At 36.9% G+C, this 13,747-nt stretch carries 16 protein-coding genes; 15 read left to right on the top strand and 1 reads right to left on the bottom strand.

Features of this window, described 5'->3' with window-relative positions; translation table 11 throughout:
* Positions 1-222 precede the first annotated feature (222 nt).
* The 14 genes from H560_RS0120695 to H560_RS0120625 all read left to right on the top strand — a co-directional run bounded on the left by H560_RS0120695 (position 223) and on the right by H560_RS0120625 (position 9,001).
* Positions 223-747, top strand: coding sequence for a DinB family protein (locus H560_RS0120695; RefSeq protein WP_027381736.1), 525 nt, complete (start codon positions 223-225; stop codon positions 745-747).
* Position 748: 1 nt separating this feature from the next.
* Positions 749-1,525, top strand: a complete 777-nt coding sequence (locus tag H560_RS0120690; RefSeq protein ID WP_027381735.1) for an alpha/beta fold hydrolase — start codon at positions 749-751, stop codon at positions 1,523-1,525.
* Between the two features lie 255 nt (positions 1,526-1,780).
* Entirely contained in the window at positions 1,781-2,212 is a 432-nt protein-coding gene (locus H560_RS0120685; protein ID WP_027381734.1) for a VOC family protein, read from the top strand.
* 73 nt (positions 2,213-2,285) lie between these two features.
* A complete protein-coding gene (locus H560_RS0120680) occupies positions 2,286-2,699 on the top strand; it encodes an SRPBCC family protein (RefSeq protein ID WP_027381733.1) in 414 nt (137 codons plus the stop codon).
* 37 nt (positions 2,700-2,736) lie between these two features.
* Positions 2,737-2,979, top strand: a complete 243-nt coding sequence (locus H560_RS22175) for a helix-hairpin-helix domain-containing protein (RefSeq protein WP_228372517.1) — start codon at positions 2,737-2,739, stop codon at positions 2,977-2,979.
* 28 nt (positions 2,980-3,007) lie between these two features.
* Positions 3,008-3,874 carry a VOC family protein gene (locus H560_RS0120670; RefSeq protein ID WP_027381732.1) on the top strand — a complete coding sequence of 289 codons (867 nt, stop codon included), beginning with the start codon at positions 3,008-3,010 and terminating at the stop codon, positions 3,872-3,874.
* Between the two features lie 132 nt (positions 3,875-4,006).
* Positions 4,007-4,840, top strand: a complete 834-nt coding sequence (locus tag H560_RS0120665) for an SDR family oxidoreductase (protein WP_027381731.1) — start codon at positions 4,007-4,009, stop codon at positions 4,838-4,840.
* Positions 4,841-4,901: 61 nt separating this feature from the next.
* Positions 4,902-5,330: an SRPBCC domain-containing protein gene (locus tag H560_RS0120660; RefSeq protein ID WP_027381730.1), complete on the top strand. Its 429-nt coding sequence runs from the start codon at positions 4,902-4,904 to the stop codon at positions 5,328-5,330.
* Between the two features lie 76 nt (positions 5,331-5,406).
* Positions 5,407-5,850, top strand: coding sequence for an SRPBCC family protein (locus tag H560_RS0120655; protein WP_027381729.1), 444 nt, complete (start codon positions 5,407-5,409; stop codon positions 5,848-5,850).
* Positions 5,851-5,951: 101 nt separating this feature from the next.
* Positions 5,952-6,410: a DoxX family protein gene (locus H560_RS0120650; RefSeq protein ID WP_027381728.1), complete on the top strand. Its 459-nt coding sequence runs from the start codon at positions 5,952-5,954 to the stop codon at positions 6,408-6,410.
* A 261-nt stretch (positions 6,411-6,671) separates the two neighbouring features.
* Positions 6,672-7,226 (top strand): RNA polymerase sigma factor, encoded by a 555-nt coding sequence (locus H560_RS0120645; RefSeq protein ID WP_228372516.1) that lies wholly within the window; start codon positions 6,672-6,674, stop codon positions 7,224-7,226.
* Positions 7,227-7,240: 14 nt separating this feature from the next.
* On the top strand, positions 7,241-7,582 hold the full coding sequence (locus H560_RS0120640) for a hypothetical protein (protein ID WP_027381726.1): 342 nt from the start codon (positions 7,241-7,243) through the stop codon (positions 7,580-7,582).
* Positions 7,583-7,673: 91 nt separating this feature from the next.
* Positions 7,674-7,943: a hypothetical protein gene (locus tag H560_RS22170; RefSeq protein WP_051289415.1), complete on the top strand. Its 270-nt coding sequence runs from the start codon at positions 7,674-7,676 to the stop codon at positions 7,941-7,943.
* A gap of 407 nt (positions 7,944-8,350) precedes the next feature.
* Positions 8,351-9,001 (top strand): J domain-containing protein, encoded by a 651-nt coding sequence (locus tag H560_RS0120625; protein WP_027381724.1) that lies wholly within the window; start codon positions 8,351-8,353, stop codon positions 8,999-9,001.
* A gap of 244 nt (positions 9,002-9,245) precedes the next feature.
* On the opposite strand, the gene H560_RS0120615 is transcribed toward H560_RS0120625, so the two are convergent.
* Positions 9,246-10,424, bottom strand: coding sequence for a DcaP family trimeric outer membrane transporter (locus H560_RS0120615; protein WP_027381723.1), 1,179 nt, complete (start codon positions 10,422-10,424; stop codon positions 9,246-9,248).
* A 457-nt stretch (positions 10,425-10,881) separates the two neighbouring features.
* Here H560_RS0120615 and gcvP point away from each other — a divergent pair, with 457 nt between their 5' ends.
* Positions 10,882-13,740, top strand: a complete 2,859-nt coding sequence (gcvP, locus tag H560_RS0120610) for an aminomethyl-transferring glycine dehydrogenase (protein ID WP_027381722.1) — start codon at positions 10,882-10,884, stop codon at positions 13,738-13,740.
* Positions 13,741-13,747 lie beyond the last annotated feature (7 nt).

The following is a 13,747-nucleotide window of genomic DNA, read 5'->3' as shown; positions in this document are numbered from 1 at the left end:
AAGTCTAATACCATCCATGAAATTTACCATAGCGGGCAGTTAGGCTATCTCAGAAGAATTCTTGGAAAACAGGGTGCAATCAAATAATTTAAACATAAATTTCACAAATAGGCACAAGGATCTTTGCTGAGTGAAACGCCTTTGCGAACAAAAAAATATGCAGTAAAATTTTAAATAAAATCCTTGCGAACTTTGCGTTAAAATAAATCAAAATAAAACAAAATGGACACACCAAAATCAAAAAAATTAGACATTATAATTCCTGCGTTTCGAGGTCACAGCCAAAACTTTCTGATGGTTCTTAACGGAATTTCTGAAGAAGATGCCCTGAAAAGGATTGAGGGCAGAACCAACCACATTATCTGGATGGTTGGGAATTTTTTGGACATGCGCTACGCGATGGGATTTGTTCTCGGCCTTACAGAAGAATTTAAGTACAAAGATTTTTTCTTTCAGGGTAAAGCATTGGATGAAAGCCTGACATATCCTACATTACAGGAGTTAAAGGAAGATTTTCATAAAATTTCGCCGCTTGTTTATCAAAAGCTGCTGGAAATATCGGATGAAGAGCTGGAAAAAGCATTTCCAATGGGGATGAACATTGATTTTTTCCCGGAAACAGTCCTGAATTTCGTAGGAATGTGCATCGGCCGCGAAGATTATTTGTGCGGGCAGATCGGATTAATGCGCAGAATTCTTGGATATGAAGGAATGAAATATGATTTTGATAAAGATTTAAAATATTAAGATGAATCCGGTAGAAAAAGGCTATAAGCAAGTCAACGGAATCAAAATGTATTATGAAATCTATGGTTCCGGAAAACCTTTGGTGCTGGTTCACGGAGGCGGTTCTTCCATGTTGTTTGATTTTAAGGAAGTGATTTCACGGTTGGAAAATAAATTCCAGTTAATCGGAATTGACCTTCAAAATCACGGATTGACTGAGCATCGTGATATTCCGGAAACTTTCGAGCAGGATGCAAAGGATGTTGCGGCACTTTTAAAGGAGATCAATATCGCAAAAGCCTCATTTTTGGGTTTCAGCAACGGAGGAAATACAGTGATGCAGATCGCTCATCATTATCCCGAATTGGTTGAAAAACTCATTGTAGCATCTGCATTTTACAAAAGAAGCGGAATGATGGACGGTTTCTTCGAAGGAATGATGCAGGCAACTTTGGAATCCATGCCAGAACCGCTTAAAGTTAATTTTTTAAACCTAAATCCTGACTTTTCGAAACTGGAAAACATGTTCGATAAAGACAGCAAAAGGATGCAGACTTTTGAAGACTGGAGCGAAGATGTTTTAAAAGGAATAAAATGTCCGACACTATTCATTTCAGGGGATAAAGATGTAATGAAACCTGAACATGTTGTTGAAATGTGGCGCCTGGTGGAAGGCTCACAATTGATGATTCTCCCTGCAACACACGGCTCTTATATGATGGCTGATTTTGAAGGAAATGTCAACAAAAAACTAATTGATCTGACAACAAGTGAAGTCGAGAAGTTTTTAAACAATTAATTATTTTAAAATTAAATTGAGATTCTTCCTTTGTCAGAATGATAATCCCAACGGCTATACTTTCAGCCTTTGCTGAGTAGAACGCCTTTGCGAACGGAAAATATTCTCAAACATTTTAAAGAAATCTTTGCGCTCTTTGCGTTAAATGAAACACTAATCACACAAATATTCACACAAATTACACAATATTATTAGTGTTATTCGTGAAAAATTAGAGCTATTTGTGTTTAATTATTAACAATAAAAAATAGAAACATGGCAAAATTAAATCCGTACCTAAATTTTGATGGAAAAGCAGAAGAAGCTTTTAATTTTTACAAATCCGTTTTCGGTGGTGAATTCGCGGGTGAAATTCACAAAATGGGTAATGCTCCGGGAACGGAAAACCTTTCTGACGAAGAAAAAAACAGGGTGATGCATATTGCTCTTCCAATCGGGGGTGACCTGTTGATGGCATCAGACATTGTTCCCAGCTTCGGGCAGACCCTGAATGTAGGAAACAATAATTACGTTTCCATTTTCCCTGATTCCAAGGAGGAGGCCGACAGGCTTTTTAAAGGACTTTCTGAAGGCGGAAACATTGAGATGCCGATTGAAGACCAGTTCTGGGGCGACTATTTCGGGAGCTTTCAGGACAAGTTCGGAGTTCATTGGATGGTGAACTATAACGAAGAATACACAAAATAATCTTATATTTAAACTAAATTATAGAAGGGTAGCTATATTTTAGTTACCCTTTATTTCAAAAAAATACACTATTATGGAACCCATTACAATTGATATTACAATTTTAGCTCCTGTACAAAAGGTTTGGGATTATTTCAACGAGCCGAAGCATATTACAAAATGGAATTTTGCCCATGAATCATGGCAATGCCCGTCTGCAGAAAATGATTTACGAACCGGAGGAAAGTTTAAAACCAGAATGGAGGCTAAAGACGGAAGCTTTGGATTTGATTTTGAAGGATTTTATGATGAAGTAATTCCAAATGAAAGAATAAAATACCACATCGCAGATGGAAGAAAAGTTGAGGTAAAGTTTGATAAAATAGATGAAAACACTACAAAAGTGACCCAGACTTTTGACCCCGAAACTCAAAACTCTGTGGAAATGCAGAGAGACGGATGGTACGCTATCCTTGATAATTTTCATAAATACGTAGAAAAACATTAACAATAATCTTTTTCAAATCATGATAAATTTAGTAATAATGGCAAAGTGTTTAAGCTCCATTTGCGCTGTTAATCATGTTGTAGTCAAAGGAGATTTTTTAAAGGGTATTATTGCGATGCCCGCAAGAAGAGCTTTGGAAAAAGAGAAAATAGATTCTTTGGAAAAGCTTTCGGATTATTCTGAGCATGAAATTATGCAGCTGCATGGTTTCGGAAGAAATGCAATGGAAAAGCTGAAGAAGTATATGGAGGAAAACCAGGCTTCTTTTAAAAATAATTAAACAAATGTTTACACTTAAATTAAAATAAATGAATAACGATATTTTCCCATGCCTCTGGTACGACGGAGAAGCCAAAGAATCTGCAGAATTTTACTGTAAGTTATTTGACGGAAAAATCACGGCAGACACGCCTGTGGTAATGAATATTGAGCTTTTTGGCCAAAAATTAATGCTATTAAACGGCGGCCCGCATTTTAAGAAAAATGCTTCTGTTTCGTTTATGGTGATCTGTCAAACGGAAGATGAGGTTCAGAAGTATTGGGATCAGCTTACAGAAGGCGGAATCGTTTTGATGGCGCTGGATTCTTATTCATGGAGCAAAAAATATGGTTGGGTTCAGGATAAATTCGGAGTGACGTGGCAGATTTTCTTGGGTGAAAAAGCAAATGATCAGAAAATGGTTCCTACCTTAATGTTCATCCATGAAAACAATGGCAAAGCAATGGAAGCAATGAAGCTGTACACCAGTACATTTCCGAATTCCAAAATTGGAAATATCCTGCGTTACGGCGATGGCAGCGAAGGACATTCTATCACAGAACCGGCTGAAAATGTACAGCATGCTCATTTTGAAATTGACAGGTACAGCTTTTTCTGCATGGATAATTCTTATGATCATCAATTTGATTTTAACGAAGGAATTTCAATGGTAGTGATGACAGATGACCAGCAGCAGACAGATCATTACTGGAATACATTAACTTCCGACGGCGGCAGGGAAAGTATGTGCGGATGGCTGAAAGACAAGTTCGGATTCAGCTGGCAGATTGTTCCGAAAAGATTAATTCAGCTAATGAGTGATCCTGATCAGGAAAAATCACAGAAAGTAGTTCAGGCAATGATGAAAATGCAGAAAATTGTAATCAAGGACCTGGAAGACGCTTATAATTCTTAAAAATTTGACAGGAAGATGGATGCTGGAAGTGGAAGTGTTTAAACATGGACAATAATTTCAGCATCCGGCTTCCATTCTTATTAACTTTTTTTTCGGCTTGTTGTTTGATGCTTTTTAGAAAAAGATTTGCATATGAAAACACAGAACAAGTCAGAATCTAAATCAAAAGTTCCAAAAGACGGATTATATCCGGAAATTATCAGGGAAAATTACAAAGGAAGCGGTAAGTTACAGGATAAAAAAGCTGTAATCACCGGCGGCGACAGCGGAATTGGGCAGGCAGTGGCTGTTCATTTTGCAAGAGAAGGCGCAGATGTTGCGATTATTTACAAAGAAAGTGATGATGATGCCAACGAAACCAAAAAACTGGTTGAAAAAGAAGGCCGGAAATGTATTTTGATTAAAGGTGATCTTTCAAAAAAAGCTTTCAGGGTAAAATGTGCAGATAAGATCAAAGCAGAATGGGGAAGCTTAGATATTTTAATCAATAATGCAGGGATTCACACCTCAAAAAATACCTTGGAAAAAATTTCTGATGAACAGATCCAGGAAACATTTGAAACTAACATTATTTCAATGATCTCGTTTACAAGAAATTTCCTTCCCATAATAGGCGCAGGTGGAAGAATCATCTGTACAACATCGGTAACGGCTTACCGGGGAAGCGATCATCTTATTGATTACGCTGCAACAAAGGGTGCTATTTTATCTTTTATCAGGTCGCTTTCAGCGAATCTTGCAGAAAAGAAAATTTTAGTGAACGGCATTGCTCCCGGACCTATCTGGACGCCTTTAGTGAAAGAAACTTTTGATGATCTTTCTACATTTGGAAAAGACACCCCGCTGAAAAGGGCCGGTCAGCCTTCAGAAGTGGCTCCTGCTTATGTTTTTCTTGCCTCGGAAGATGCGAGTTTTATAACAGGCGAAGTAATTCATATCAATGGTGGTGATTTTGTAGGAGGGTAAAACCTCAATCTCAGCCTCAGCCTCAATCTTAATCTTAATCTTAATCTTAACCTCAATAATAATGGAAAAATTAAATTTTGAAATCCAGATCAATGCATCCCCCGAAAAGGTTTGGAGTGTGCTTTGGGACGATATTTCTTACCGTCAGTGGACCACTGCTTTTACGGAAGGTTCTTTTTATATGGGAACATTGGAAGAAGGAAGCACTGTAAAGTTTTTCGATCCGAATAATAATGGAATGTACAGCAGGGTAGAAAAAAATATCCCGAATAAAGAAATCAAATTCCTGCATTTAGGGGAAATATATGACGGAATTGAAGTTCCTCAGGATTGGGGTGAAGCAACCGAAGCTTATTTCCTGGAAGAAAATGAAGAAGGAACAAAACTGAAGAGTGAAATTCAGACGCCTGGAGAATTTAAAGAATTTTTTGAAGAGAAATTTCCTAATGCTTTGGGAATTATAAAAAATCTTTCTGAAAATCAGCTTTAATGGATTCTACATTAATTGTATAAATAAAGTAGCAGACTTTCGAAATAGCAATTTTAATTAAAAATAAAAGAAAAATATGGAAACATTATCATACGAAAAAATCATTGATGCCCCGAAACAGAGAGTTTGGGACATCCTTTGGAACCCCGATACCTACAGCGAATGGACACAGTTTTTCGCTCCGGGCTCTACCATGAAATCTGATTGGAAAGTAAATGGAAAAACCTATTTTGTCAATGCAGAAGGTGAGGGGATGGTTTCCACAATTGACAGCTTAGATGAACCTAATCAAATCATTTTTAAACATTTAGGAATGGTTGATAAAGACGGGACGGAAGATACCGAAAGTATGGAAGTAAAGCAGTGGAGCGGATGCTTTGAAAAATATATCTTGATTGATTTCGATGGTAAAACAAAGCTTCATGCCGAAGTTCAAACGGAAAAAAACTGGGAGGAACATATGAATAATGGTTTTATAAAAGGTCTGGAAGTAGTAAAAAATCTTGCAGAGGCTTACTAAAGATTTTCCGCAAATTATATAGATTTCACAGATGTTATGCTATTTTATCAGATTAAAATATGTACATTCATCTGTGAAATTTGTTTTTGTAAAAATAAAATATGAAACTATTAACAATTCTTTTCGTCACTTTTATTCTGGCTTTATTGGGAACAAAAATTTTTCAGGGAAACTGGAATTTTTTATTTTCCGGAAACCTTGGAATGGCGGTTTTTATCATTTTCACAGGATTTGCCCACTTTAAATTTCAAAAGGGAATGGCAATGATGATTCCTGATTTTATCCCAGGCAAAATGTTTTGGGTATATTTCACAGGAATTCTGGAAATCGCTGCCGGGGTAGGACTGATGATTCCTTCGATTCGTGAAATCACATCAATTTTATTAATTATTTTCTTTGTTTTGGTTTTTATAGCGAATATTAATTCTTCAAGAAAAAAAGTGAATTTATTCAAAGCAGATTATACAGGTCCCGGTCTAAGTTACCTTTACAAGGAAAGAATTCCAATGCAGATTATTCTGATTGCATGGACCTGGTATTTTGGAATTTATTTGAATTAAACTAATTAAATAAGAACGGAGAGTTTGCTTTCCGTTTTTTTTAGACGCTAATGACACAAATTTTACACTAATAACACAAATTACTTTTTTAAGTTTATTTCTTAATTATGAAATCCGTGTAAAATATTTGTGTTATAAGTGTTTTTAGAAACACCGCTTAATAGAGGAAAACTAAAATAACCAAAAAATATTTTAAATTTATTAAAGTAAAACAAAAAGACCGATCGTCATAGCAATATGGAGGTTGTCGAAAAAATAACAATGCCACAGAAGGAGAAGGAAAATATCATCTCACAAACCGTTTCAAAGTACGGAGGTAAGCTGATGTCTTATATTCGTCCGAAAGTGAAAAATACGGAAGATGCGGAAGATATTCTGCAGGAGGTGTGGTATCAGTTCAGTAGTCTTACCAATCTTTCTGAGATTGTGAATGTTGGCGGTTGGCTGTACAGAGTGACGGCCAATAAAATTACCGACAAATACCGTAAAAAGAAAACCGAAAACCTTGAAGATTTCGTCTACGAAGATGAAGATGGTGATTTTTCTATTAAAGATATTTTATTGATGGACGAAAGTGCCGGGCCGGAAGTAAAAATGTTTCAGGATGAGATCTGGAAAAAGCTTTTTGAAGCTCTGGAAGAACTTCCCGAAAAGCAACGACTGGTTTATGTGGAAAATGAACTCAACGACAAAACACTTCAGCAAATCGCCGATGAACAGGGTGAAAATATTAAAACAATCATCAGCCGGAAAAACTACGCGGTAAAGCACTTGAGGAACAGATTGAGAAAATTATACGAAGATTTAAATAGTTAGTAAAAAAGAAAGATATGAATCATAAACATAAAAAAGGGTGGATTTTTTTAATTCTTTGTCCGCCGTTAATTTTATTGGGAGTTACGTGGATCGTGATGTCCCTCTGGAATTGCCTTCTTCCTGAAATTCTTGGAGTAAAATCTATTACTTTCTGGCAGGCCATGGGAATCTTGATTTTAAGTAAAATACTTTTCGGAGGCTTCCATTTTGGTAAAGGAGTGAGAGATTTTAAAGAAAGAAAAATGAGAGAAAAAATGATGCATTTGTCTCCGGAAGAAAGAGAAAAATTCAAAGAAGTCTGGAAAAGCAGATGCGAAAGCGGATTCTTCAACAGAAATAAAAGAACAAACGAATAGTTGAAAATTTTTAAAAGAAGTAGTAAAGTAAAATTACAATTCATTCGTCTTTATAAAAAACAAGAAGTAGTAAAATTTAAAATTTAAAAAAATGAAAAATTCAGCATTAAAAGGTGCTCTTGGAGCATTAGCCGTTGTGGGCGCAGCGTTGGTCGCAAAGAAAATCTCGCAGAGAAAAAGATTTATGAAAGGTATTTTTGACGAATACGGAATCAAAGAAAAATCTCCTTTCGGATTGGCCGATAAAATCAGAGAAATGAATGATGAGCAATATCAGGAGCTTAAAGGAAAATTCAAAAAAGAATTTGCATCAAAATGCCACAGCAGATTCGGAACAAAAGATAATATTGCGGAAGCATAATATAGAAAGTAACTAAATTGAAATTGTCTTATTCGGCTCGGGAAGCTTTGCTTCCCGAGCCGAACTTTTTATATAATAGTACTTGTCATTGCGAGCGAAGCGAAGCAATCTCAAAGAACATTGTCATTATGAACAATCAAAATTTGGCTTTCTACGTCCGGCAAATTTTTAGGAGCTTTTTCCAGCTTTCCGCACTCGCTATTTTTTTGGGTTTCGGCGCGGCGGCGAAGCCGCCGCGCCGAAACCCAAAAAAATGAGCTCAGACAAATGCTCCAATCTGGGCTAGGGTTGCAGTTCAAATTAGAAATATTCTCAATCATTTCAAGAAAAACTTAGCGCTCTCTGCGTTAAAAAAAATTGCCTCATTTCGCTCTCATTAACAAAAATCCTTACTTTTGTACAGTTCAATGAAAGATTACTACTATTTTCTCGGTATTTCTCATGATGCTTCTGAAGAAGACATCAAAAAAGCATATAGAAAATTATCCCTTAAATATCATCCCGATAAAAATGAAAACGATGATTTTTTTGCCGACCGTTTCCGTGAAATTCAGGAAGCTTATGAAACGTTGAGCGATAGAAGCAAAAGATATACTTACGACCAGAATCTGGAAAGTCATCAAAAGAGCTTCAGATACAATGTTCCGCCCTCTATAAAAACATTTACGGCGAATAAAATTCATGCAAAAAAAGGGGAGGAAATTATCATCAACTGGCAGACACAGAATGCTGACGTGGTAAAAGTGTTGCCTTTTGGGCTGGAAAAACCTTATGGAGAAAGGATTTTTAAAATTACGGAATTCAAGGACGGAAAATTTCAGATTTTACTTCATGCAACCAATTCCTTATTGCATAAAACAGCAGTTCAGGGAATTACGATTACAGAAGTTTTTGAAAGCGAAGGCGAAAAATTCAGAGATAAGGCGGAAGAATTATTTAAGTCACAGCCGAGAACAGCTGCAAATCCGCATGGTCAGCCAAAAATAGCGAGGATTATCGCCGGTGTTTTATTGTTGATCCTGGCGATCTATTTTTTAATAAAAAGCTTCGGCAACTAAGCCATCTTTTTTCTTCCCGGACATTTTTTACACCTTTTTCCTTTTTTGAATTTCTTGCAGCAGGATTTCTTCTCACCACAATATATTTCTTCAGTATTCACAGAAAAAGCGGGCGCTAAAGGCGGTACTTTAAAGGGCACAATCATATTCATGCTGCAAATATATTAATTTAGAATAAATATAGATAATAAATTTGCACAAAATCTTTTAAAGCTGATAATTAACAGTTTATCATTGTTTTAAACTAAAAACTTAAAGCCGTAGACGCCTGAATTCTCCACGCATATCCATGCTGATCATCAAATTTTCTTACATTGCCATAGTTGCCTTCCACACCCATTCGGAGTTTTTTGAAAGGCTGGAAAACAATATTAATTCCTGCATTCTGAAAATTTTTCGCCATATCTTTTGGGATATAGTCTTTTTTTCCAATGCTGGAATAGCTTATATAAGCTACCGAAGACCATTGTTCATTCCACCAATGTTCATACATTCCCACAATATTGAATAAGGCCAGCGTTTCCAAAATATTCCTGTTGGCCGGGTTCGGGACAGCATCATATTCTTCACCGTTCAGGTCACTGTTATTGGTGGCATAGCCTTTTCCGTAAGAAGTCTGAAATCTGAAGCTGTTAGTATCCGTAATATATCGTTTTACAGAAATCATTACGCCCCAGCCGAGCATTGTTTTAGTTTGATAAGCTTCATCAGGAAGGTAACGCATATCATAGCTGATGGGTGACAGAAGTACACCTGCTTTTATATAGTTTTTCTCATCACCGTTTCGGTACATTGCCGTAAAGGTTGGAATTACGGCCCTTTTCTTCCATTCTAAAGAATCCGCGGGAAGTGAAATACTTGGCGAGTTGGGATCTTCCAGGGAAAGTGACAGGTTTTCTTTCGGCGAAATTTTGGTGGAATAACGAACCTGCATTCTCCTGTTGAACAATAATCCGTCCGGTCCGATAAAATCAAAGATATTAGGGAAAATTTCAGGGTCGGAGAAATTACTCCATGTCTGTCCGGCCAGCCAGTTTTTCCATTTAATATAGCCTTGACGGAACCGGGGAGCGGTGGTTTTGTTCGGGCCGTACAAATCAATTTCCACATAGGCCGAAAAATTATCGTCACCTTTCGGGTTTTTCTGCTTGATTCCCAATCCTATCTGTGACTGTTTCACGCTGAAATTACTGCTTGCAATGTTTCGTTGCGGTATTGTAATGGATTGTGCCGCAAATCCTTCGATAGACTTCATATCCTGGAAATCTATTGTATAATCTGTCTGCAGAAAACCTTTAAGATACAACTCCCACTCGTTTTGATCTTCTGCTTTGCTTTTTGTAAGTGTGATCTGTGCAGTAGATTGGAATGGTAATAATAAAGTAACCATCAATAAAGCGAAAAGCCTTTTGTGTTTTTTCATCGTGTTTGTGTTTTATGTTATTTAAATTTTAATTTAAAAAGTACATTTAGATTTGTTGTTTAATTAAAAAATCCATTTAGTTTCAAAAAAATCAATTAAAAATATAAATATCTGTTTATCAATTGTTTGTAAATGGTTTATGAAGCTACAAAAATATTTTTTGTATCAAATTTGATATAATTTTAAGTGAAAAAATGAATTAATAAGAATTTCAATAAGGTATCAATTATTAATCAGGAAAAATATTCTTCGTTTAATAAAGTATCCGTAACAAAATATAGAATTAAGTCAGAAAAAAATAAATTGAGTTTTAAGCAAAAAAATATTTAAAAGGCATTCATTTTAAAACTTATAACATTCATTCTTTACATATTTGATAAATTTTGAGTGTTGTACAATCTTGTAAAAAATCGTAATTTTACCCATCTTTTTTACAAACAAAATCTAATAAATAAAAATGAATACAGAACAGTTTGTGAGCCGTCACATTTCCTTAAACGAGGCCGATAAACAGGCGATGTTGGAAAAAGTTGGCGTTTCAAGTATCGAAGAGCTCATCTCTCAAACCATCCCTTCTTCTATCCGTTTAGAAAAAGATCTTGAAATCTCAGAACCGCTTTCAGAATACGAAATGCTTATCCATTCAAAGGATCTAGCATCGAAAAATACTGATTATACAAGCTATATCGGTTTTGGGTATCACAATACATTGCTGCCTTCAGCTATTCAGAGAAACATCTTTGAAAACCCGAGCTGGTACACGGCCTACACTCCTTATCAGGCGGAAATAGCGCAGGGAAGGCTGGAAGCTCTTCTTAATTTCCAGACTGTTGTGTGTGATCTTACAGGTTTTGCGCTGGCAAATGCTTCATTATTGGATGAGTCTACTGCAGCGGCTGAAGCAATGCACATGTTCTTCAATAACAGAACGAAAGATCAGAAAAAAGCGGGGGCAAACAAATTCTTCGTTTCTGATCTTGTTTTGCCTCAAACCGTTTCTGTATTAAAAACGAAAGCAGAAGGACTGAAAATCGAAATTGTAATTGGTGACCACAAAACACACAAGCTTGATGCTTCTTATTACGGAGTTTTACTGCAATATCCGGGTAAAAACGGAATCGTTCTGGATTACACGGAAGATATCGTAGAATACAAGAAATTAGATTTACAAGTGGCTGTAGCTTGTGATCCGATGGCTTTGGTTAAACTGAAATCTCCTGCTTCCATGGGTGCGGACTGTGCGGTGGGAACAACGCAGAGATTCGGTATTCCATTAGGTTACGGTGGTCCTCACGCTGCATTTTTTGCCTGTAAGGAAGATTATAAAAGAGATATTCCGGGAAGAATCATCGGGGTTTCTCAGGATATGTACGGAAGACGTGCACTGAGAATGGCTTTACAAACAAGAGAGCAGCACATCAAAAGAGAAAAAGCAACCTCAAATATTTGTACAGCTCAGGTTCTGTTAGCAGTAATGGCCGGAATGTACGCTGTTTATCACGGCCCGAAAGGATTAAACTATATCGCTGATCAGATTCACTTTAAAGCTAATGCTCTTAAAAACGGATTGAAAGCTTTAGGGTATCAGACGGTTGAAGAACCAATTTTTGATACGGTAAAAATTGTGATGAGTGAAGATGAGAAAGCAAGATTGGTAAGATTGATGCTTGATCACAAATTAAACTTAAACTATTTCACAGAAGGCGTTGTAAGCATCGCGATCAACGAAAGCACAACATTGGAGAAACTAAATTATCTGATGGCTTCTTTCGCCCAGTTTAAAGACAAGCAGACTTTCAAATTAGAAATTAAAGAAGGATACAGCATTCCTCAAGAGAATTTAAGAAAAGACGAAATTCTTACGGAAGAAGTATTCAACAAATACCATACGGAAACAGAGCTGATGCGTTACATCAAGCGTCTGGAAAGAAAAGATTTATCATTGACGCATTCTATGATTTCTCTTGGATCTTGTACAATGAAGCTGAATGCAGCTACTCAAATGTTGCCGCTTTCTTGGGATAATTGGGGAAGTGTTCACCCGTTTGTACCGGTAGACCAGGCTGGAGGCTATCAGGAAATGATCCGTGAATTGGAGAAAGATTTAGCTGAAATTACAGGTTTTGCAGGAACTTCTCTTCAGCCGAACTCCGGAGCTCAGGGAGAATATGCCGGATTAATGGTGATCAGAGAATATCATATTTCAAGAGGTGAAGGCCACAGAAATGTAGTATTGATCCCTCAGTCAGCACACGGAACAAACCCTGCTTCTGCAGCAATGGCCGGAATGAAGATTGTAGTAGTTAAAAACCTTGAAAGCGGAGAAATTGATTTCGAAGATTTAAAAGCTAAAACAGAGCAGCATTCTGAGAATTTATCTTGTGTAATGATTACGTATCCGTCAACTTACGGATTCTTCGATGCCAACATTAAAGAAATTACTGCATTAATTCACGAACACGGCGGACAGGTTTATATGGATGGTGCCAATATGAACGCTCAGGTAGGATATACAAGTCCCGGAAACATCGGAGCAGACGTTTGTCACCTGAATCTTCACAAAACTTTCGCCATTCCTCACGGTGGTGGAGGTCCTGGAGTTGGCCCGATCTGTGTGGCTAAACACCTGGTTCCTTTCTTACCTTCAAATGCTAATATCAGAATCGGGGCTAAAGAAGCAATCGACGGTATTTCTGCAGCACCTTACGGTTCCGGATTGATCCTTAATATTTCTTACGCATACATTAAAATGTTAGGAACTTCAGGATTGAAAAAAGCAACTGAACACGCGATCTTAAATGCTAATTATTTAAAAGAAATTTTAGCCGAGCATTTCCCTATTTTATATTCAAATACTCAGGGTAGAGTAGCTCACGAATGTATTGTAGATTTCAGACAGTTCAAGTCTTTAGGAATTGAGGTTGCTGATGTGGCAAAAAGACTAATGGATTACGGATTCCATGCGCCAACGGTTTCTTTCCCGGTTGCAGGAACATTAATGATAGAACCTACGGAATCTGAAAGCAAAGCAGAAATCGACCGTTTTGCAGAAGCATTAATTGCCATCAAGCACGAAATCGATGAGATTGCAAACGGACAGGCTGATGCTGCAAACAACGTTTTGAAAAATGCACCTCATACTGAACAATTGGTAATTTCCGATTCTTGGGATAAACCATACAGCAGAGAAAAAGCGGCTTATCCATTGGATTGGGTGAGAGATCACAAATTCTTTGCTTCTGTTTCAAGAGTTGATGAAGCTTACGGAGACAGAAACTTAGTTTGTACTTGTGAGCCAATTGAAGCTTATATGTAAATAAAAG

It is taken from the genome of Chryseobacterium daeguense DSM 19388 (assembly GCF_000430825.1).
Lineage (GTDB): Bacteria > Bacteroidota > Bacteroidia > Flavobacteriales > Weeksellaceae > Chryseobacterium > Chryseobacterium daeguense.
Note: the sequence above shows the minus strand (reverse complement) of the source record. Positions and strands in the feature narration are given on the sequence as shown.

Excerpts from the sequence above, each read along its gene's own strand:
- H560_RS0120695 (WP_027381736.1), top strand. The coding sequence starts at position 223 with ATGGACACACCAAAATCAAAAAAATTAGACATTATAATTCCTGCGTTT.
- H560_RS0120690 (WP_027381735.1), top strand. The coding sequence starts at position 749 with ATGAATCCGGTAGAAAAAGGCTATAAGCAAGTCAACGGAATCAAAATG.
- H560_RS0120685 (WP_027381734.1), top strand. The coding sequence starts at position 1,781 with ATGGCAAAATTAAATCCGTACCTAAATTTTGATGGAAAAGCAGAAGAA.
- H560_RS0120680 (WP_027381733.1), top strand. The coding sequence starts at position 2,286 with ATGGAACCCATTACAATTGATATTACAATTTTAGCTCCTGTACAAAAG.
- H560_RS22175 (WP_228372517.1), top strand. The coding sequence starts at position 2,737 with ATGGCAAAGTGTTTAAGCTCCATTTGCGCTGTTAATCATGTTGTAGTC.
- H560_RS0120670 (WP_027381732.1), top strand. The coding sequence starts at position 3,008 with ATGAATAACGATATTTTCCCATGCCTCTGGTACGACGGAGAAGCCAAA.
- H560_RS0120665 (WP_027381731.1), top strand. The coding sequence starts at position 4,007 with ATGAAAACACAGAACAAGTCAGAATCTAAATCAAAAGTTCCAAAAGAC.
- H560_RS0120660 (WP_027381730.1), top strand. The coding sequence starts at position 4,902 with ATGGAAAAATTAAATTTTGAAATCCAGATCAATGCATCCCCCGAAAAG.
- H560_RS0120655 (WP_027381729.1), top strand. The coding sequence starts at position 5,407 with ATGGAAACATTATCATACGAAAAAATCATTGATGCCCCGAAACAGAGA.
- H560_RS0120650 (WP_027381728.1), top strand. The coding sequence starts at position 5,952 with ATGAAACTATTAACAATTCTTTTCGTCACTTTTATTCTGGCTTTATTG.
- H560_RS0120645 (WP_228372516.1), top strand. The coding sequence starts at position 6,672 with ATGCCACAGAAGGAGAAGGAAAATATCATCTCACAAACCGTTTCAAAG.
- H560_RS0120640 (WP_027381726.1), top strand. The coding sequence starts at position 7,241 with ATGAATCATAAACATAAAAAAGGGTGGATTTTTTTAATTCTTTGTCCG.
- H560_RS22170 (WP_051289415.1), top strand. The coding sequence starts at position 7,674 with ATGAAAAATTCAGCATTAAAAGGTGCTCTTGGAGCATTAGCCGTTGTG.
- H560_RS0120625 (WP_027381724.1), top strand. The coding sequence starts at position 8,351 with ATGAAAGATTACTACTATTTTCTCGGTATTTCTCATGATGCTTCTGAA.
- H560_RS0120615 (WP_027381723.1), bottom strand. The coding sequence starts at position 10,424 with ATGAAAAAACACAAAAGGCTTTTCGCTTTATTGATGGTTACTTTATTA.
- gcvP (WP_027381722.1), top strand. The coding sequence starts at position 10,882 with ATGAATACAGAACAGTTTGTGAGCCGTCACATTTCCTTAAACGAGGCC.